Below are 17,983 nucleotides of genomic sequence, written 5' to 3'. Positions count from 1 at the left end.
TAGACCCAAAGCAGCCTGCGGGCACTATCTGGAAGCTCGCGTCGGCGAAGGCCTAATAAAGGTCAGGCGATTCTTACAATCAGGTTTAGGGGTTGTTTCCTGAAAACAGATTCAAAACGCACCAACGAAGCTGAACACTTTACATGAAATCCTTTCTTACTCAAAATCCAAGCCTTAGAAGAATTACCACGCTTCTGGCCCTTCTGTTCGTGCTGTGCTGGCTGGCGTTGCACCCTTCCAGGGCGGAGGCGCAGCAACGGCAGTCTATAAGCGGGCAGGTGCAGGATGGGCAAGGGCAGCCGGTGGTGGGCGCTTCAGTGCATTTGCAGGAGACTTTGCAAGGCACCCAGACCGATGCGCTAGGCAATTTCCACCTCCAGAAGTTGCGGCCGGGGCATTACCGGCTGCACGTCTCCATGATCGGCTTTGCCCCTCGTACGCAGATGGTGACGGTAACCGAGGCTCCTGTCCACCTTTCCGTGACCTTGCAGACGTCTAATCAGCAATTGCAGGAGGTGGTGGTGCAAAGCCACGGGACGCTCCCGAACCAGCAGGAAAGCGCGGTGCTCACCCAAACCGCCGATGAAACCTACATCCACCGGAACGCCGGGGCCTCGCTCATGAATACGTTGGAGAAACTGCCGGGCGTGGGTTCCATCAACATGGGCGTGGGTATCTCCAAACCCGTCATCAGGGGCTTGGGCTTTAGCCGCGTGCTGGTCACTGACAGCGGCATCAAGCAGGAAGGGCAGCAATGGGGCTCTGACCACGGGCTGGAAATTGACCAGTTCAACGTGGAGCAGGTGGAGATTGTGAAAGGCTCGGCATCGCTCATGCACGGGTCCGATGCTTTGGGCGGCGTGGTGCGCATCTCGCATCCGGTGGCGGTGCAGGAGGGCCACTATGCCGCTACGGTACGGGGCATTTACCGCTCCAACAATGACACGTACGGCACTACGGTGGCCACCTCGGGGAATCGCCGCGGCCTCACGTATCGCTTCCGGGCCACCCACTTAACCTACGCCGACTACAAAGTACCCGCCGAGACCTTCACCTACAACCGCTTCGTGCTGCCCATTCATGGCCACCGGCTCAAGAACACCGCGGGGCGGGAAAACCATTTTTCGGGCACGGTGGGCGTGAACAAGAACTGGGGCTACTTCCACCTTACGGTGTCCAACTACAACCAGCAGGTGGGTATCTTCAGCGGGGCCATGGGCATCCCCAGATCCTACATGCTTACCCCTGATGGCAGCCGCCGCAACATTGACCTGCCCAGCCAGGACATCAATCACTTCAAGATCATTTCCAACAGCAACCTTCAGTTAGGCAAGAACTGGCTGGAGGCTGATCTGGGCTACCAGCGGAACAACCGCAAAGAGCTCTCGCTGCCCCACGCCCACGGTGCCCCTTCCGAAGGGAACCACCACCTGGCCACGCACCTGGATCTACAGACCGCCACCGCGAATATCCGTTACTTTCCGCATTTCAGCGGGAGACTGGAGCCTACCTTTGGGGTGCAGGCGCAGGCGCAGAAAAACACCCACAGCGGATTCGAGTTTCTGCTTCCCCACTTCCGAAGCCACCAGGCGGGCGTTTTTGCGCTAGGTAAGTACCGACTGCACGAAAAATGGTTTGCCAGCGGCGGGCTGCGCGCCGACTACGGTCATCTTTCCGCCGAGCAGGAGCAACGGGCCTTTTATTCCGAGGGCCGTTATGTTGCCGACCTGCAGCAGAGCCCGAACGTGAACCGGGGTTTCTGGGGCTGGAGCGGCTCACTGGGCATGGCCTACAACCCCACCCAACGGCTGGGATTTAAAGCCAATTTTGGCAAAACGTTCCGGATTCCCGCGCCCGCCGAGCTCACCGCCAACGGCATGCACCACGGCACGTTCCGGTATGAGCAAGGCGATGTGACTTTGAGACCCGAGCAGGGTTACCAGCTGGACGTGGCCGTGAGCTTTGATACCGAACGCCTGCAACTGTCGGTTACGCCTTTTTTCAATCTGTTCCAGAACTACATCTATTTGAGCCCATCGGGCATTTTTCCCACGGTGAACGTAGAGGGCACGCTTTACCCGGTGGCGGAGGCGGGACAGCTGTACCGGTTCAGGCAAACGCGGGCGATACACACGGGAGCCGAGGCTACTGCCAAATACATCCTGCTACCGGCTTTAAGCCTGGGAGTGACGGGTGAATACGTCTGGGCCCAGAACCGCACGACCCAACTGCCCCTGCCCTTCACCCCACCCTTCAACCTCCAGACTGATCTTGAGTACAACCTCCCTCCAGTTGGGGCTTTCCTGAGCGACGGTTACCTCAAGCTGAACTACGGCTACTATGCGGCGCAGCACCGGGTAGAGCGCAACGAACCGGCAACAGGCAGTTATTCCTTGGTAAACCTTTCCACGGGCATCAGCCTTGGTACACAGAAATGGGGGCAACTAAGCTTTCAGGTTCAGAACCTCTTGGATGAGAGATACCTAAACCATCTTAGCCGGTACCGCATCCTCAACCTGCCGGAGCCCAGCCGAAACTACGTAATCTCGTTGGCAGTGCAGCTGGAACGGAAGCCCAAAGCCTGACATTTTCCAAAGTCAGGCTGCCTATCTTGAGCTGAATAGCGCAAGGCTGTTTCAGGCCTCTTTTCTGAGAAACTGAGCAGAAACCATTGGCGGAAATGGGGTTGGAAACCAGTCGTTGCCTTCTTCAATTTATTTGAGGTACCTAAAGCAAGAGGGATAATCTAAGAACTTAACCAAGTTCTTAGATTATCCCTCTTGGGGTGAAAGTCCTGTCCGCTATCTCACAGATAGCCGTTAAGAATTCGTGGCTTTTTATGAAAACAAACCAAAATCGAAGCGGCCTTTCCCAATCAATAAGTTTATTTCAGAATTAGGTGCCACTGGCCATTCAGCCTTAATTGACGTTTACCGGAACTTCCATGTAATGGAAGAAGCTCATGTTGTAGGTGGTATTTTTATAGACCACCCCAAAGTAGTAGTCCCCCGTCTCCCAGGCTTTGGATCCGGTGATAGGGCCAGCCGGGGTGTTGTTGTCAGTGGCGGCCCCGATGGTCAGGTTTGGCCATTCACGCACCATTGAATAGCTAGCCTCATCAAAAACCGAGTTGGTGAAATGGTCCACCGTTGCCCAGTCTTTGTGTTCATACACATCATAGACAATGGCTTTGCCGAAATCAATATTCTCAATGGATTCTGGCCGATGGTTGGCTTTCTTGTTGATGAGCAGCAGATACATTTTGCCGCTGCCTTTTACCCCAGAGATAGCCACCTGGGAGTTGAAGAGATCTCCTTTCTGCAAGCTGGTACCAGGCGTTACGAACCTGCCGTTTCGGTAATAGGGTGCCTCTTTGGCAAAAATATTGAAGATGGACAGCTTGGGGTCTACCGGCAGGTTTTCGGCGGTATAGAGGGAAAGGTTCTTCTTCACCTCCAGTTTGGTGCCGTTCTGGTCATTCACCGTGATCAGGAAATCGTACTTCCCCTCGGGCGCATCGGCGGGAATGTCAAAGTGCTTGTGCACCGTGGCGGTGGCAGACCCATTGTATTCGGTCCAGTTGACTTCATGGCTCCAGACTTTGGCGTAGGTTTCCCCGCTTCGCTGCTGAATCTTCACCACCACGTTCTCAATTTTGTTTCCGGCCTGGATCTTGGCATTGAAATGGAAATCCCGGCCCACCACGGCCATCTCGTTGTTGTTCAACCCAATTTCTATGTTGTCAATGGTTGGTTGCGGCAACACCGGGGCATCATCGTCATCGCAGGAGGCAAATATGCTTAAGGCTAAAAGCAGGAACAGGTATTGCTGTAGATATACTTTCACGTTCATCGTTTTTACTAGAAAGGGTAAAGTGTACAATGGGCATCTTTCGCTACACCCAGTCAGAGATTTGGCGGAAGGTGCGCTTACTCAAATAGGCACAGAGCCTCTCAGCCATAGCCCTACAACTGCGAAGGCTATGGCTGGAATGGTTTGCATCGTCCCTCAGAAGTATTCTGAAGAATTCATCGAGGCCCTGAAGAGGTGTTTACTTAATGCGATTCGCTTGTTTCAAAGCCGGTGATGATGAGCTTGGTAGGCTGGGAAGAAACCTTGATTTTGGTGATTTTGGTAAAATCCGTCAACAAAACCTGGTGCACCTCTCCCAGAGACGGCATGGCGATATAGGCAAATCTCTGGGTAGCCTCCATTACCGGCTTCAAAGTTTCAGCGGCGGCAGTCGCCGGAATCACCGATCCTTCTTTATTGAGGTTTCCGGTGGCCAAATCATACACCTTCAGGGTGCCGTCTAAGAGCAGGATCAGCAGGTTTCGGCCTTCCTTGTCTATTTTACACTGCATAATGGTAGTGCTCTCCAAAATCGGGGTGATTCTGTTGCCGGTAAGGTCAACAAAGTAGGCTCCTTTCAGATTGGTATAGCCCACGAACTTCTTGGCTTTTTCGGCATACAGTATGGTTCCGATCCGAACCGCTCCAAACCCTTCCGGATTAGGGATCAGCCGCTGCTGCCCGGCCTGGGTCACCACCAAGGCACCTCCCTCGGCCCCGAAAACGGCGTTGGTTCCATCTGTGGCATTGCCGTGAATGCGGCTGGTAGGGAAAGTGGAAGCGACAACCTCTCCACCCGTGGCATCGATGATCTTCACCCCGTGCGGGCCGGCCAGCGTGGAGGATTTGTCCACGAAAGTAACCCCGTAGGTACCGTTGTTGAACTTCACCATGGCCCCGTGGTGCGGGTCTAAACCGGCATTGATCACCCGCATCTTCGCGCCTGGGGTATGGAAGTCAGCTTCTCTGGCCACCGAGAGGGTGCCATCTCCATCATTGAACACAATGGACTCATCGCCCTTCGATTTGAAGTGCGATGGTTTAATCCTCTCGCCAAAAATAGCGGCGAACTTAGGAGTGCCTTTCACGTCAACGTGGTCGCCATGGTATTCCAGGCCACTGTCAAAGAACTCCACCAGATTCTGGGTACCGAACAGCATAGCCGCGTACCGCCCTGTAGCCGTGGGGTATAGGTTGGCGTTGGGGTACTTGGCTTGCAGAGATACCGTGGTGCCATCGGCGGGCTTTACCTGGGTGATGGTGGTAGAGGTACCATCGGCGGTGAGCACCCGCACGTACTCAAACTCCTTCATAGACTCGTCTACAATGGGTTGAGGATCTTGTTCGTCTTTGTCGCTGTCACAGGAGGCGAAAAGGGCAATGGCAAGTATACATAGAAGGGTGTGGCGCAAAATATTCTTCATGGGGGATAACGGAGTTAAATGGAAGGTATAAGAGTAATTGTCAAGGGTCATCAGGTGTAAGTACTGTTTTAGAAGTGCTTTCACGGTCATGGTTATTTGATTGAAAATTTGGATTTGCCCGAGGGCGGATGCTTGGCTGCACCTATCATCAAGGATCAGCGGTGGTTTCATTTCTCATCAAACAGCGATGGAGGGCCTCTTAGGTAAACCGAGGGCTCGGTAATGGTTTCCGGGGAGGAAATCTGGCGCACCGGCCACCGCGGAAGAGCGACTTCCGGCTCAGGTTCTGACCACTGCAGGACCGGCACTACCCCGGCCGTTTGGCAAAGGCAAAGCGTGCAATGGTCATGGGCGACGGAAATAGCTTTACCAGAACCATGGGCATGGTGGTGGTGCCTGACTACGAGGCCGTGCACCGGTCCGCAGAGCATGGCTACCAATAAGCAGGCAGCCATCCACGTCGGGGGTAGGAGATGGTATTGTGTGGGTCTCCTCATAGTGACAGCGCGGAAATATTTACTTTCGCAGGATAGGCTGACAGAAGACATAGCCACCGGAAACCCATTCCCGGTAGCCGGGTTGCACAATCATAAGATGGGAGCATCAGCGTAAGCGTTTGCTTCATGGCAAGTAAAAGGGGCGAAAGAAATAGCAATGCTTACACCAGGCCAGGCCCGTCAAACAGGCAGTACCTAAACCGGTAAAAGCACAAAACAGAGAGGGAGAAGCAGACTGCTCCGTTACATGACAAGCAGTAGTTGCCTCTGAGTCTGAAATTGTTTCTGAACAGCCTGAAATCAGGAGAGAGCACAGGAGTAAGTCGCTCCCTTCAAAGGGAACAAAAGTACCTGCTACTAAAACGCCGTAAAGAAACCTGGTTGCTTAAACCTGCGGAGGAGGTGTGAAAATGGGCGAGGAAGTATTTATCCAAGTATCACCGCTGTGAAGAGGTAATGGTGGAGATGCGGTTACCGGAGCAAGAAAGGAATACTCCTCCATTTGGGCTGGCAGCATATCGGCTAAGATGGTCTGCGTCACCGGTAAGGATTGCTTTGGTTCTTCCTGCTTTGTTGCGGCTTCTGACAGAGAGCAAAGTGGCGAGGTTTCCGTAGATGAATCTTCCACCCCGTGCATGAGCGTGTGAATAGCAGGCACGGCCACTCTGAACAACAGCAGACACTGCAGCGTCAAAATAAACAAATACCGGTATGGAAGCCTTTTATCCAATTTACTTTCTGATGATGCTCGTAGGCATGGAATGAGCCGTAAAATTATGATTTATTGGTTAGGAACCGCGTAATAACCATAAACTTTTGTTTTGTTGATTGAAACACGTCTCCCCTTCCTCCGTTTTTTCGGTGGGTTCCCTGATACCCCAGGAGCCCATAGGCTAGACTAGTTCACCTACGGACATAGAGGCTAGGGTATTTGTGTTTAGATGCCTCCAAAATGGATTGCATACCATCTGCCTTTGAAATCCTTCTCCCTTACTCCTTTGGCCCTGAATCCTCCCTAGGGATGATGTGCTGTCTTTCCTGATATCCGTACCCCTTTCCTTGTTGCGGGGTGGCCCCTTAGGTTCGGTTTCCATGTCGAACAGGTGGATACCGATAAGCAAGGGGATCAAAAGGATGGCATTGCGAATTGCGTGCAGCAGGAAGCCCATATTGAAGCCGTGCCGCACCCTCAGGTAGCCCATCAGCAGCCCGCTTATGAACTGCGGGAGCACCAGAATCGGCCAAAGTCCCTCCTCTCCCTCGTAACGGCTGATGTGCACCAATGCGAACAGCGCGGCCAGAAGATAGAAGACCAGCGGGTAGAACCTGCGCCACCCCTCCCTCAGGAACACCTCCGTCTTGGCTCTCCCCAGTTTGCCCGCGGCCTTGCTCAGCAGCAGGGCGAATTGGACCAGCGCGTTGCGCTCGAACCTGAGGCCTAGCCGAAAAATCAGTTCCTCAATAAAAGGCATCACCACCATCAGGGAAAGAATAACAGCCCCTGCGGACCACTCTTTCAGCGTATCATCGAGATTATGATCCTCGTAGGCAACCAACCCAAGCCATTGAGCCAGTTCCTTCAAGGATTGCACGAGAAACATTGCCCCATAATCGATTGCCAGCAGCGAGAAAAGCCTTTTGGCTTTGAGTGAGCCTGTCTGCACAGGGCTAGGCTCCTCCCTTGGGTTCCTGAGGAAGCCCAGTAGGTCTCCGCCCGTTTCTCTCAAAGCCTTCAGCATCCATGAAGAAGTTTAAGGTATCCGTTCGCAAAAGCCCTGCCACATGTGCCAGGCTACGCCGAGCCTACGGGGTGTGGGGCCACTGGTACCGCCGCTCACATCACCTGTCGGTGGAAAGTTCAGCATGCGCCTTTTCGCGCCATCCCTGTACTAGACAAGACAACCAACTGCCCACAGCCCCTCATTGGGAGTGGTCCGAAGACGGGTTCAATGTAACTCTACCTCCCAGTCCTCAAACCCTGGCTCCACCCGATAGCCATCCTCCCCAGAGCGGCAGGCAAACCGTATCCACTGGGCCGCCCTTTTCATGGCGTGGGCTTGGTTCAGCACCCTGCCGTCTTCATCCATCCTGATGTTGTTGGCGAAAATGGCGTACGCCTGCTCAACCAGGCTAGCCTCGTGCTTCAGTTCCTCGCGGTAATCGATTCCTTTGAGGATCGTCTCATCGCCTATCACATAAGTCAAGGTGCCGTTGGTGTAGTAGAAAGCGAAGTGCCTCAACGCGCTCTTGAAATTATTTGACAGCTCCAATACCTTGTTTTTCCTTTTCCAGAACATTCTCCCTTGTCTCGTCTATGGTCCCAGGATTCTCAGCCAGAAGAACCTTTTTCATTTAGTTTGCGGCAACTCATTGATACGGTGCCCCTTGCAGGTAAGTGGGTCAAAAGGTGGTCAGCCCCAACGCCCAAGCACCCTGTGCTGCCTAATCTTGCCGTGCCGCCTTTTGCCTTTCCACTGTTCCATTCTGAACCGCTTCCAGTTCCTTTGGTTATTCCTTACCGTGGAGTTCTTCGTCTCCCACCCATGGGGGAAGCAGAAGGAGCATTCCCTTTTCCCGTGGACCCGTCGTGCGATCTGGACGTTGTGTAGACTTCCCTAGAAGCAGGCCATCTAGAAGTTGAGATAATCCTTAAGTGGGAGGAAAAAGACACGCAACCTGAAAAACAATGGTCAATCGCTAGTAGCCGCATCGTCTGCCGACAGCTGATCCATGATATTTTTCAGGAATTTCGTTTTGTTCTTTTTTACTTCTTTGAGAAAAGGAGAACCTTCATTAGGGTTAGATACATATTTTTCCCCCCATAGGGCTATTTCAACCAAAGCAGGTATCAAATCAACCCCTTTGGGGCTAAGCTTATAAAGCCCTTTTACCTTATTATCGGGGTATGGTAATTTGATGATGATGCCATTATCCTCCAATACCTGTAATCGTTTCGCTAATATATTGGTGGCTATCCTTTCTGCAGACTTTGTGAAGTCTCCGTAAGTACGGGTTTTGTATACCATCAAATCCCTCACAATCAACAGCGACCACCTGTCTCCGAAAATATCCAAGGATGAACTGATAGGGCAATCTGAGCGCTTATCACCTGATTTCATGACTTTTTATCTTTTTACTTGCAAAATGCAAGTAGATATTTAGCTTTGCACTTGCAAAACGAAAGTAAAATTACCATTTTAAATCAAAACAAGATGACAGACTATCAGAAAGAATCTCAAGGTAAGATTTTGGTTACGGGGGTTTCAGGTGGAGTTGGAAAAAGTACCGTGGACCATTTATTGAAAAAAGGAGTTCCCGCCAGCCAGGTCATCGGACTTTCCCGGAAGAAAGAAGGATTGGAGGACTTAGCTGCCAAAGGCGTCGAAGTTCGGCTTGGGGATTATTTTGATTATGATTCGTTACTACGTGCCTTTGCAGGGGTTGACAAAGTAATGCTTACCAGTACCGTCGCTTTTACAGATCGGTTCACCCAACACTATAATGCGATTACGGCTGCCCGCCAAGCGGGTGTGAAGCACGTAGTGTATATGGCCATTATGCGTAAAGCGGGTTCGGGACGTATTATACCGGAAGTTACGGAATCAGACCTTTTTACGGAACAAGTGCTGAAATCTTCCGGGCTTGCCTATACCATTGTCTACCACCCGCCTTTTACGGATGCTTTATCGTTCTACTATGATGCCAACCCTTATGAAAATGGCCTAAAAGTTCCGGCGAATAACGGGAAAGTGGCACCTGCCACCAGAGATGAATTGGCGGAAGCCCACGCCGAAATACTTTCCACCCCGGGACACGAAAACAAGACCTATGCCTTAGGCGGCAGCGATGCTGTTTCGTTTGCGGACATTGCCAAGATTCTAACGGAAATCAAAGGACAACCCGTTTCTTTCACCACCATTACAGCCGCAGAATATAGTGATGGGCTAGTTGCGAAAGGAGTTCCTCCTCAGGTTGCCGAATTTTTAACGGGTTGGGCGGAGGCCATTGAAGCAGGTGAATTCGAGTATCAGTCTGGCGATTTGGAGCGGTTGTTAGGCAGAAAGACCAAAACTTTCAAGGAGTACACAGAATCAACCTTGGCCAGGATCCCTGCCGACTTACAATAAACGAAAGGCGGAGAATTTACTTTTTCAGCTGAGGTGTGTTAAAAAAAGATGGACAGTTAAATTGCTTAGTTGCTGTACTGGAATTGTTATAATTTATTAGGACTACCCTGACTAAAGCTGCTCTGTCATCTTGCAGGGGTATTTACCCTTGTCAACTGATACCGACATTGTCCTTTTCGGGGTTCCGCATGGTCGCGATCACTTTCCAGCCTTTTGAATGGAATAATCTGGCGGTAGCTTTTCCTAAACCGGCCGATGCTCCTGTGATGAAAATTCTCTTCTGCATAACTATCTCGTTTTAAATTGTGCAATGCAAAAATCAGTAAACCTTCCGTTGCTGGATTAACCGAAATGGTGGAAATAGTAGGCGGAATAACCGTGTGTAAAGTGATAAGATACTCCAAAGGCTTACGCTGCCGAGAGGTATGAGAAAGATGGATAGGCTTTATACCTGGAAGCATCAAAGGGCAACTGTATGACTTAACCGATTCGATTTATGGTTAACCAGAATGTCATCGATAATGGATTGATTGAAAACCGTTTGTTTGGTGCTAACCACCGAGTCAACCGAGAAGGCAAGCAAGGCTTCCTCCACCGATAAGGTACCCTCCGCGGAATCCTTCCGGCCATTGAAAGCAAACGTGTCGGGGCTACGCTGACATTGGCTGTTGAGGTTGATGCGGCCTACCTGCCCGGCCAGCAGATCAATCAGCAAACCGATTTCCTCACTGTCCCGGCTGAAAATGCTGACCTGCTGCCCGAAGGAAGACTCCGTGATATAATCAACTGGTATTTCAACATCATCAAAGGGCACGATGGGTATGATGGGCCCGAACTGCTCCTCCCGGTAGAGCTTCATGGCCTCATTCACCGGGTATACTATAGCAGGTTTCATCAGGGATCTATAGACCGAACCCCCACCGGCAGCGGCATTCAGGATAGCCCCCCCATGCCGGGCGGCATCTTCCAGGCATTTCTGTAAATACGTTGGCTTCTCCGGTTCCGCAAGCGGAGTGATCGCCACCCCTGCCGTCCAAGGCATCCCGATCGTTAACTTATCTACCTCTTCCACCAAGCGCTTGTTGAAACGGTCGACAATGTCCGTATGCACAAACAGGATTTTCAAGGCCGTACACCGCTGCCCGTTAAAGGAGAGGGCTCCGGAAATACACTCTTTGACAGCCACGTCCAATTCGGCATCATCCATGACAATTGCCGCATTTTTGGCATCCAGACCTAGCACCGACTTCAGGCGATTAGATTTAGGGTGCATCTTCTTGAGGCTGTCTGCTACCTTGCTCGATCCGATCAAAGCCAGAACATCAACTTTGCCGGACTGCATCAGGAAGGGAACCGTGTCACGCCCCCGGCCATACACCGTATTCACCACGCCCTTCGGAAAAGCCTCCCAGAAAGCCTCTAGCAATGGTTCAAAGAGGAGCGTACCGTGTTTAGGCGGTTTGAACAAAATGGTGTTCCCCATGATCAGTGCCGGAATAAGCGTTGTAAACGTCTCATTCAGCGGGTAATTGAAGGGGCCCATGCACAAGACCACCCCATAAGGCATTTTTTTGGTTTGGCCGATGAAGTTCTGCTGTACCTGGAAAGCAGAAGTGGAGTTATTCAGTTTCTTTGCCGCTCTTACCGTGTCCTGTATGTATTCGATGGTCCGGTCGAACTCCTTCTCTGCGTCTGCGGAGCTTTTGCCGATTTCCCACATGATCAGATTCACAATCTCATCTTTGCGCTGGACCATTTTCGTGGTAAAGACGTCCAGGCACCTGATCCTTTTCTGTACCGGCATGGAGGGCCATGGGCCCCGCCCGCCGTTGTAGGCCTTCACTGCCGCGTTCAGCGCCAATTCGGCCTCTTTGCTTGTGGCCAGCGGGTAGCTCCCGATCAACATTGGTGACTCCTCCTCCGATGAATCGTTCGTATTTTTAAGATAAACAGGGGAAAATACCTGGTGCACCGGCCCGTCCCAATCTTCCAACTCCCCGTCGATCAATATACGGCGCTGGTGAATCGGCCTTTTCAATCTATTCTCGGCAGGAACTAAATCCGGGTGAATGATCAACCGCTGTAGTTTGTTCTCTGATTCCATAACATTTAAGGTTTTAATTGACTTGTTTTTTTGGGGTACCTGCCTGGGATTGGATGACACTACCCCTGTAGGAAATAGGGCATCTTGAAGAAGAGGTAAAGACTAGGATCTATTGCCTCTTGGATTTATCAGCCTTTAGTAGAATGGTGAGTGGGTAATCAAGTATTACTGATTATCCATTCCTGCTCCTTTCAGTCGTAATCAAAGTAGGTAAAGCAGATATTTCGTATATCGCCGTGAATCTGGCACAGTTGACTGGCGGTTACACCTTCTTTTAAGGTTTCCGAGGGAGCCTCTACGATTTCATCTAGTAAATCATCCGTAAGGAGGACATAGGAGTGGCTGTCAATGGAATTTTTAAGAAGCCGATGGGACTCAATGACAGCCCTCCCGTATAGTTTCTCAAAGCCCCCCACCCTGTATTCAGAAACCTCTCCGTAATGCGCGATCAGCTTCAAGGACAGATTCGAATCATGGTGAAACAGATCAGTGAATTCGGCCACTTTCTCATTGAAGTGGAATAGCATCTGTTCATACTGCCTTAGGATTTCAGAGCCGGAAGGAGGCGGCCCTATTCTATAGAAAAGAACCGCGTCTCCTTCTATCTCCGATACCTTGAGACCCAGAATGTTATTCTCCAGAATGGACGACAGCAACTCCATGATGATAAGTTTTCCTTCTGCCATGTCAGTTGAGTTGACAAAACGGGTAAAACCACTGATATCCGGCATCACAATCAATCCTTTCGATGGTGTATGGGTATATCGCCCGGGAACCAGTAGGTTGTTGGACAATTTGGATTGTTTTTCGGGTGTCTTTAACATTCCGTTCCTATTAAATGGTTTACTGCCGGACCCTACTCACACCTCGTTTGCAGGCGCATAGATTCCCAGAATTTCTGTCCGCTTCCCGAAATTAGAACTGGCTAAAAGTATTTATTTAACGTGCTGTTTTTTCCAAAAAACAAGATGCTGGCCTCGGGGCTCAGCATCTTACTCTACTTCCTACCATGGAATCTCACCTGTGCCGTCCGGATTCGTCTCTTCACAGAAAAGTTTTCCAGTCGGACCGTCCTGGCCAATCAAGGCATATTTAACGATACGTTTCGCAGCCACCTCAACGGAGCCGCCATTCTTACCCGTGAAATCCGTCGCCGTAAAACCAGGGCTAACGGCATTCACCTTGAAGGCCGTATCGCGCAGCTCGTAAGCAAGGTTAACCGTATACATATTCAGGGCGGCTTTTGAGGAGAGGTATACGACCCCTTTTACATGGTAGTAGATGTAATTGGGATCACTGTGCAGGGTAAGAGAACCCTGACTTGAGCTAAGGTTCACGATCCGTGGTTCCGGTGAATTTTTCAGAAGATCAATAAACGCTTTGATCACCCTTGCCGGACCATATACATTGGTATCATAGACTTTCTGGTAAACGGCTATATCGGTATCTATGGCGGTCTGAGGAACCATATGCCCTTCGCTGTCGATATCAATGCCGCTGATTCCGGCGTTGTTGATCAGCACATCCAATGTCCTGACTTTGCTTCCGATTTCCATGCGGGCGGCATTGACCGAATCCTGGCTGGTAACGTCAATTTGAACGGCTTCAACGTTGGTTAGTCCTTCTGCCTTTAGCTGTTCTGCGGCTTTCAAACCGTTGCTTAAATTACGGCTGCCAAGAAAGACAAGGAATCCTTTTTGCAATAACTGGCGTGCTGATTCGAAGCCGATGCCCTTATTTGCCCCGGTAATTAATACTGTTTTCATTTTTTTTGATTTTGTATATCGCAAAGATCGTTGGGCGATAAATGCCATATTTTGACTTTTATCAAAAAATGAAAACGTGGATGAAGACAGACAACCAGGCTGTTTTTCAGTTTACTAGTATCGTCAGCCAGATGATAACACCGCGTTTGCGCTGTCCAACGGCACATTGGAAGATTGCCGGGACGGTTTACCGGTTATCAACCAGTTATATAGAAAGCTGAAGACGGATGCCGCTCAGCGCTTTCTCAGGCGGCTCAGGGTCTCCGGTTTGATACCCAGGTAGGAAGCAATCATGTTTTGAGAGAATCTTTGAAAATATTCGGGATGGTTCTCCAGCAGGTCCTGGTACCTTTCTTCCGCATTCATACTTATGGCAGTATGTATTCTTTTTTGTGTTGTAACCGCTACTAATCTTTGCTCAAGCCGAAGAAACTCGTCTATAGCGGGTATCTTCGCCTCCAAAGCATGCAGTTCTGCTGGTGATATCTGCAGGATCTCCGAGTGTTCGACCGCATCAATATGATATCGGCTAGGGGTCTGTGTCACCACGCTTTCCCAATCCGACATCCACTTCCCCTCCAGGGCGAATGCTACCACGGCTTCCTGACCGCGTTCGTTCACGGAGTAAATCCGTAAAGCTCCGCATACCACAAAACAGATGTATTTACAGACGTCGCCCTCCTGTACCAGGAACTGACGGCGGCGTAGCTTTTTGAGCTTGAAAGCATCCCTGATCAGTCTCTGGTCAAATGGGGAGAGCGGGAGTTTCGTGTAATTCCGGAAATAGTCAAATAGCGAATTATAGATATCATCCCGGTGCTCTTCTGCTGTGCTTCTGAATGATGAGCTTTTAACGGCAGGCAATTCTGTTGTCTCCGTAACTGCTGCCTGATCGTTTAAGGTAGAGCGTGCTGTCATATACTATATGATTTATATTAATAATGTATAGAAAAAACTTAATTGTGCCTAATCGTCTTCTTTGCTGGTTCAGCAGGTAATCGATCTCCTCGAATAAAAATCAAGGTTTTACAGGTGTCGAGATGGCTGCCGTATACCTGTGACCGTACAGTAAGGCCCATGAACTTCTGCTATTAACTATTATCTGCGTATGCAATGCGCTTTTGCTACCCGGGGTATGCACATGGGCAGCTGTAGGAATTCCTTCCCAAATTCAATAAACGTCAACGTGTGTTTATGATTAAAATTAAAATCTGCGCGGCATGGAGCGGTTCACTTTTGTTCAGCAGCCTACCTGGGTACTGCCTTCCATAAACGATTCATCGATACTTGATAACTTGGTATGACTACTTCTCTCTGGGTCACCACCTTCCTTATGCGCCTGCCCACCACCTTTTTGAGGCATGTAACCACCACATCCTGGTCAATCTCCGCAAATTCAAGCTTCAGGGTTTCCTTCATGAAGTCTACATAGTGGTCTATCCTATTCGGAAGGTCGTAAATCCATTCCTTTTCAACTTCCAGAAAATCGTCGCTTTCGTTTTCTATGGGGAACCTGTCAGAGGCGACCATCTCTTGGAAGGCAGCCATGCTTCTAAAGATTAGGCCATCGCTTCTGAGGTCCTACGGTAGGAAGATAACAGTGCCGTTGTTCAGTTGGAAAACAAAGCCATAGTTCGTGGTAAGCTGGAAACGAAAGAAATGGAAGAAATCCTCGCAGTACTCAGTTAATAATATCTGCTCTAATTCAGCGAACGGTTTGACCTCAAACTTCTCCATATGTTTCATTTAAGCTTGCCTAACGTGTGGGGTATTGGCGTTGGCTCGATTCCAAGCATCACCACCAGTATGGGTCTCCTCCCCATATGGGGAGGTTTTTTGCCCTGTTGTTAACTATTTCAACTTCGGGCCTTTGTCGAGACGATAAGCAATATACGTAATCCTTTGCTTCAGCCTGGATTCTGTCTCTTGTTTGTCTCTCCTACTGTCCCTCTGTTTCAGAGACAAATCTCCCTGAAACCCATCAAATTGCACCAGTGTCCTATACAACTACTGTTATGCTTTTCTTAACTTAGCCTGGCCCTACTGCCTACAATAGCATATGAGAACACAGCTACATTTCCTTCTTCTCTTCCTTTCCTTCTCTGTGTTCTCCTGCAAAGACGAGGAGGAGCCAATGGAGTTGATAGAACCAAAGAAACTACGCATCTCCACAATAAGCATGGTAGATGAGATGAGTGATACTGTTCTTACCACTCATTCATTTGTATTCAATAGGGCTGGCCAGTTGGATGAGGATTCCAGTGTGAACTACCGCTATAACAGCAATAAACTTTTAGTATCGATGCTGCTAAAAGGCGGCAATTACCAGGAAGATTATACCTATGATGCTACAGGAAGGATGATTAGGGTAAACTTCTCAGAAAGGGAGAAGCCAAACCAGATACCATATGGAGGGTTTTGGCTCTTTTACGATTCGTCAGGGAGAATAAATCGACTGGAAGGCGCAGTTGCTGGGCGAAAGCAATTTGCCATTATCTTGTCCTATGACCTTGCGGGTAATGTGACCAAGGAGGAAGGCTTCGAACTAAGCCCTTCCGGGGAGCGCTCTCCAAGGCTTTACTTAATCGAGATCAGTTATGACTCCAAAACGAACCCTTTCAAGGCGCTAGGAAGCCCTTACTCTAGGTTTTATATGCCTTCCCAAGCCTTGCAGCACAACCTTCACTATTATTCAAGCTCCAACAACCCGGTTAAAGCATCCTACACAATTTATGATATAGATGACCCAGGCCAAGTCCAACAGGCTTTCAACGAGAGCTTTACCTACAAATACAATGAATTGGGTTTTCCTGTTGAGGTTAGAACCACCTCATCATTGTTCAGGCTGGAATACTCATTGTACTAAGGTATCCCTAACTACTGTTTGAAACAACCACCTATCTGTTGGGCCAACCAACTTTCCAAGGTTTGGACAGTGCATCAATCATGGGAAAACAATTACTATACCTGCTGCTGGTTTTAATGCCTTTGATCAGCTTCTCCCAGGCAACTCAACCTGCTCAGAAGAAGGCTCCGGCTAAGGAAGCAACCGTAAGATCAGCCCCTAAGGTCTACATCTGCGAAGGGGGCAGTGCCTATGCTTACCACAGTTCCCCTTCCTGCAGTGGTCTGAACAGGTGTACCCATACGGTCTCAGCTGTCACCCGCTCAGAGGCTGAGAATATCCACAGCAGGAGACCCTGCAAGAAGTGCTATTAGTACGCCCCTCCCCTATATTTGATACCACTAAACATGGCAAAGCACCTCCCCCTATCCATCTTCCTTCTGCTTGTACTTGCAGGCTGCCATCCAAAGGCTGGCAAAGTAGCGCAGAACAGCTCCCCATTGGATGCCTTCAAAGGCAGGAAGCCCTTGATAATCCTTGATGGCAGACCCATACCCCAGGACTCATCCTTGAAGCAGTATGCCACCAGAGCAGAGATTGAATCTGTGGAGCTGATCGAAAACAGCGCTGAAAGCAGGGATTACCTCAGTATGACCTACGGGGCAGCAGCCAAAGATGGGGTAATCAAGGTCACCACCAATACCTTTAAGGCTAAACTCAGACAACAGCTCTTTGACTCTCTTCTTGAAAGGCTGAGAGCCTATGAGCATGCCCCATCAACGTTCCTGTTCGTGAAAGATGGCTTCCCCATGAATGAGGAGGATATTGCCAAGCTGAGGGACCTAGCGCCATCTGAACTGTTGGATGTAGTGTCATTGAAGGTGGAGGCAGCAAAGGCGATCTATGGGAGTGCTGCCAGGGAAAACACAGTCCTGATTAACACCCGCAGCACAGGTAACAAGTAGCCTGAATCTATTAGCGTTTGGTCCAGGCAAACTCCTTTAAACAAATACTATACAGCATTGAACACAAGAGTTATTCTGGCGTTAGCCCCTAAACCGTACTGGATTTTATTATGTATTGGCCTCCTGCTGAGGATACCAGAAGGTCCTATTGCTATCAAATGGTCCAACATCGCCTTAAACCTGCTCCTCTTATATGTGGGTTACAGGATAGCGTTGATCACCCATGAGCTGGGGCATCTCCTGTTCGCCCAGATGGCTGGGGGCGCCCCAAGGAGGATGGTGCTGGGCAGGGGCCACCACTACTTTGGAGAAGATCTGGGTAAGGGCTTGCTGCAGCTGCTCTAGGTCTTGCTTCGTGGCGATTTCAAGGATGTTCATGCGTCTCTCTCCTCCAAAAAAAATA

At 50.0% G+C, this 17,983-nt stretch carries 18 protein-coding genes; 4 read left to right on the top strand and 14 right to left on the bottom strand.

The window, feature by feature from the left end; translation table 11 throughout:
- The first annotated feature begins 143 nt into the window (after positions 1–143).
- On the top strand, positions 144–2,585 hold the full coding sequence (locus tag JT719_RS22520) for a TonB-dependent receptor (protein ID WP_207436020.1): 2,442 nt from the start codon (positions 144–146) through the stop codon (positions 2,583–2,585).
- 334 nt (positions 2,586–2,919) lie between these two features.
- On the opposite strand, the gene JT719_RS22515 is transcribed toward JT719_RS22520, so the two are convergent.
- The 7 genes from JT719_RS22515 to JT719_RS22485 all read right to left on the bottom strand — a co-directional run bounded on the left by JT719_RS22515 (position 2,920) and on the right by JT719_RS22485 (position 8,892).
- Positions 2,920–3,846: a DUF4625 domain-containing protein gene (locus JT719_RS22515; RefSeq protein WP_207436019.1), complete on the bottom strand. Its 927-nt coding sequence runs from the start codon at positions 3,844–3,846 to the stop codon at positions 2,920–2,922.
- A gap of 209 nt (positions 3,847–4,055) precedes the next feature.
- A complete protein-coding gene (locus tag JT719_RS22510; RefSeq protein WP_341350792.1) occupies positions 4,056–5,360 on the bottom strand; it encodes a hypothetical protein in 1,305 nt (434 codons plus the stop codon).
- 83 nt (positions 5,361–5,443) lie between these two features.
- Positions 5,444–5,731: a hypothetical protein gene (locus tag JT719_RS22505; protein WP_207436018.1), complete on the bottom strand. Its 288-nt coding sequence runs from the start codon at positions 5,729–5,731 to the stop codon at positions 5,444–5,446.
- A 427-nt stretch (positions 5,732–6,158) separates the two neighbouring features.
- Positions 6,159–6,467, bottom strand: a complete 309-nt coding sequence (locus JT719_RS22500; protein WP_207436017.1) for a hypothetical protein — start codon at positions 6,465–6,467, stop codon at positions 6,159–6,161.
- 199 nt (positions 6,468–6,666) lie between these two features.
- The gene (locus JT719_RS22495; RefSeq protein WP_207436016.1) at positions 6,667–7,512 is read right to left on the bottom strand and encodes a CPBP family intramembrane glutamic endopeptidase; all 846 of its coding nucleotides are present in this window, start codon (positions 7,510–7,512) and stop codon (positions 6,667–6,669) included.
- 207 nt (positions 7,513–7,719) lie between these two features.
- Positions 7,720–8,070, bottom strand: a complete 351-nt coding sequence (locus JT719_RS22490) for a DUF7677 family protein (RefSeq protein WP_242693418.1) — start codon at positions 8,068–8,070, stop codon at positions 7,720–7,722.
- 393 nt (positions 8,071–8,463) lie between these two features.
- A complete protein-coding gene (locus JT719_RS22485) occupies positions 8,464–8,892 on the bottom strand; it encodes a winged helix-turn-helix transcriptional regulator (protein WP_207436015.1) in 429 nt (142 codons plus the stop codon).
- A gap of 51 nt (positions 8,893–8,943) precedes the next feature.
- On the opposite strand from JT719_RS22485, the gene JT719_RS22480 reads away from it, so the two are divergent.
- Positions 8,944–9,900, top strand: coding sequence for an SDR family oxidoreductase (locus tag JT719_RS22480; RefSeq protein WP_207436014.1), 957 nt, complete (start codon positions 8,944–8,946; stop codon positions 9,898–9,900).
- A 151-nt stretch (positions 9,901–10,051) separates the two neighbouring features.
- Here JT719_RS22480 and JT719_RS22475 read toward each other — a convergent pair whose 3' ends face one another.
- The 6 genes from JT719_RS22475 to JT719_RS22450 all read right to left on the bottom strand — a co-directional run bounded on the left by JT719_RS22475 (position 10,052) and on the right by JT719_RS22450 (position 15,318).
- Positions 10,052–10,186 (bottom strand): SDR family NAD(P)-dependent oxidoreductase, encoded by a 135-nt coding sequence (locus tag JT719_RS22475; protein ID WP_207436013.1) that lies wholly within the window; start codon positions 10,184–10,186, stop codon positions 10,052–10,054.
- A 174-nt stretch (positions 10,187–10,360) separates the two neighbouring features.
- Entirely contained in the window at positions 10,361–12,004 is a 1,644-nt protein-coding gene (locus tag JT719_RS22470) for an NADP-dependent glyceraldehyde-3-phosphate dehydrogenase (RefSeq protein WP_207436012.1), read from the bottom strand.
- Between the two features lie 191 nt (positions 12,005–12,195).
- Positions 12,196–12,690, bottom strand: a complete 495-nt coding sequence (locus JT719_RS22465) for a DUF2652 domain-containing protein (RefSeq protein WP_242693417.1) — start codon at positions 12,688–12,690, stop codon at positions 12,196–12,198.
- A 318-nt stretch (positions 12,691–13,008) separates the two neighbouring features.
- Complete coding sequence (locus tag JT719_RS22460) at positions 13,009–13,770, bottom strand: SDR family NAD(P)-dependent oxidoreductase (RefSeq protein ID WP_207436010.1); 762 nt, start codon at positions 13,768–13,770, stop codon at positions 13,009–13,011.
- A 234-nt stretch (positions 13,771–14,004) separates the two neighbouring features.
- Positions 14,005–14,688, bottom strand: coding sequence for a Crp/Fnr family transcriptional regulator (locus JT719_RS22455; RefSeq protein ID WP_207436009.1), 684 nt, complete (start codon positions 14,686–14,688; stop codon positions 14,005–14,007).
- Positions 14,689–15,018: 330 nt separating this feature from the next.
- Positions 15,019–15,318: a hypothetical protein gene (locus JT719_RS22450; protein ID WP_207436008.1), complete on the bottom strand. Its 300-nt coding sequence runs from the start codon at positions 15,316–15,318 to the stop codon at positions 15,019–15,021.
- Positions 15,319–15,829: 511 nt separating this feature from the next.
- Here JT719_RS22450 and JT719_RS22445 point away from each other — a divergent pair.
- Positions 15,830–16,636 (top strand): hypothetical protein, encoded by an 807-nt coding sequence (locus tag JT719_RS22445; RefSeq protein ID WP_207436007.1) that lies wholly within the window; start codon positions 15,830–15,832, stop codon positions 16,634–16,636.
- Between the two features lie 386 nt (positions 16,637–17,022).
- On the top strand, positions 17,023–17,580 hold the full coding sequence (locus tag JT719_RS22440) for a hypothetical protein (RefSeq protein WP_207436006.1): 558 nt from the start codon (positions 17,023–17,025) through the stop codon (positions 17,578–17,580).
- A 189-nt stretch (positions 17,581–17,769) separates the two neighbouring features.
- Here the strand turns inward: JT719_RS22440 and JT719_RS22435 are convergent, their stop codons facing one another.
- On the bottom strand, positions 17,770–17,958 hold the full coding sequence (locus JT719_RS22435; RefSeq protein ID WP_207436005.1) for a hypothetical protein: 189 nt from the start codon (positions 17,956–17,958) through the stop codon (positions 17,770–17,772).
- Positions 17,959–17,983: the final 25 nt, after the last annotated feature.

This window comes from Sabulibacter ruber (assembly GCF_017355955.1).
Lineage (GTDB): Bacteria > Bacteroidota > Bacteroidia > Cytophagales > Hymenobacteraceae > Nibribacter > Nibribacter ruber_A.
This window is presented reverse-complemented; position numbering and strand designations above follow the sequence as displayed.

What these genes read in the sequence shown, in the direction of transcription:
- JT719_RS22490 (WP_242693418.1), bottom strand. Translation starts at nt 8,070, where the DNA reads ATGTTCTGGAAAAGGAAAAACAAGGTATTGGAGCTGTCAAATAATTTC.
- JT719_RS22470 (WP_207436012.1), bottom strand. Translation starts at nt 12,004, where the DNA reads ATGGAATCAGAGAACAAACTACAGCGGTTGATCATTCACCCGGATTTA.
- JT719_RS22520 (WP_207436020.1), top strand. Translation starts at nt 144, where the DNA reads ATGAAATCCTTTCTTACTCAAAATCCAAGCCTTAGAAGAATTACCACG.
- JT719_RS22460 (WP_207436010.1), bottom strand. Translation starts at nt 13,770, where the DNA reads ATGAAAACAGTATTAATTACCGGGGCAAATAAGGGCATCGGCTTCGAA.
- JT719_RS22505 (WP_207436018.1), bottom strand. Translation starts at nt 5,731, where the DNA reads ATGGCTGCCTGCTTATTGGTAGCCATGCTCTGCGGACCGGTGCACGGC.
- JT719_RS22455 (WP_207436009.1), bottom strand. Translation starts at nt 14,688, where the DNA reads ATGACAGCACGCTCTACCTTAAACGATCAGGCAGCAGTTACGGAGACA.
- JT719_RS22450 (WP_207436008.1), bottom strand. Translation starts at nt 15,318, where the DNA reads ATGGCTGCCTTCCAAGAGATGGTCGCCTCTGACAGGTTCCCCATAGAA.
- JT719_RS22495 (WP_207436016.1), bottom strand. Translation starts at nt 7,512, where the DNA reads ATGCTGAAGGCTTTGAGAGAAACGGGCGGAGACCTACTGGGCTTCCTC.
- JT719_RS22485 (WP_207436015.1), bottom strand. Translation starts at nt 8,892, where the DNA reads ATGAAATCAGGTGATAAGCGCTCAGATTGCCCTATCAGTTCATCCTTG.
- JT719_RS22475 (WP_207436013.1), bottom strand. Translation starts at nt 10,186, where the DNA reads ATGCAGAAGAGAATTTTCATCACAGGAGCATCGGCCGGTTTAGGAAAA.
- JT719_RS22445 (WP_207436007.1), top strand. Translation starts at nt 15,830, where the DNA reads ATGAGAACACAGCTACATTTCCTTCTTCTCTTCCTTTCCTTCTCTGTG.
- JT719_RS22435 (WP_207436005.1), bottom strand. Translation starts at nt 17,958, where the DNA reads ATGAACATCCTTGAAATCGCCACGAAGCAAGACCTAGAGCAGCTGCAG.
- JT719_RS22465 (WP_242693417.1), bottom strand. Translation starts at nt 12,690, where the DNA reads ATGGCAGAAGGAAAACTTATCATCATGGAGTTGCTGTCGTCCATTCTG.
- JT719_RS22440 (WP_207436006.1), top strand. Translation starts at nt 17,023, where the DNA reads ATGGCAAAGCACCTCCCCCTATCCATCTTCCTTCTGCTTGTACTTGCA.